Below are 736 nucleotides of genomic sequence, written 5' to 3'. Positions count from 1 at the left end.
GGTGCATAGTCAAGCTCATAAAATTCTGCACTGATTAATTCACAATATGGTTGTTCATTATAGAAAACATTGTTTTCAAAGAAGTATTTATCTAGACGAGGAATATCAGTATTTTTTGGATTAATGAAACGAGCTTTACTTTCTGAAGAAAAAGCTATAATTGCTGGAGAAAGAAACTCATTTTCAGTTAACTCAGCAAAACCAGAGAAATTCACTTTTGCAATTTTATCATAAATTACGCCATTGCAATCATAACCCGCATATTCAATGTTTTTACGAATATAACCTTCTACAAATAATTTTGCTCTTGTTACTTCTAAAAATCCTGTTGCATTAATCGGTGTATATTCAACAGGCACTAGTTTACATTGTGTTAAAAATACATCTTTTAACACTCTTTTAATTTCTACTGCTGGTGGACAAAGTGGAATATCTGCTTCTACTACAATTTGAAGTGTTCTTTCTGCTAATACAACTGGAATTTTAACTCTTGGATTTGTTGCAAGAACAGGTGTTACATCACTATCGCTGAGTGGAGTTCGTGTTTCTGATTTAACTCTACAATCATTTTTATGATGGTCATTGTTATATTCTTGATTATTCAATTCATAAAACCTCCGTTTATTTTATATTTAAAGATGTCTACTTAAATAGGGTATTTAAATAGATACATTTATGTGACGGCTTGTATAATAGTGACTTTTCTTATTTTGAAATAAATAGGTCAGATTAGATT

General features: G+C 30.0%; 1 protein-coding gene. It reads right to left on the bottom strand.

The annotated features are described in order from the left end of the window. Positions 1 to 605: CsxC family protein (locus tag JDS92_RS30050; RefSeq protein WP_199633039.1), on the bottom strand; the 605-nt coding region annotated here is incomplete at its 3' end. Between the last annotated feature and the right edge of the window lie 131 nt (positions 606 to 736).

It is taken from the genome of Bacillus cereus group sp. N12 (assembly GCF_016483575.1).
GTDB classification, from domain to species: Bacteria; Bacillota; Bacilli; order Bacillales; family Bacillaceae_G; genus Bacillus_A; species Bacillus_A toyonensis.
Note: the sequence above shows the minus strand (reverse complement) of the source record. Positions and strands in the feature narration are given on the sequence as shown.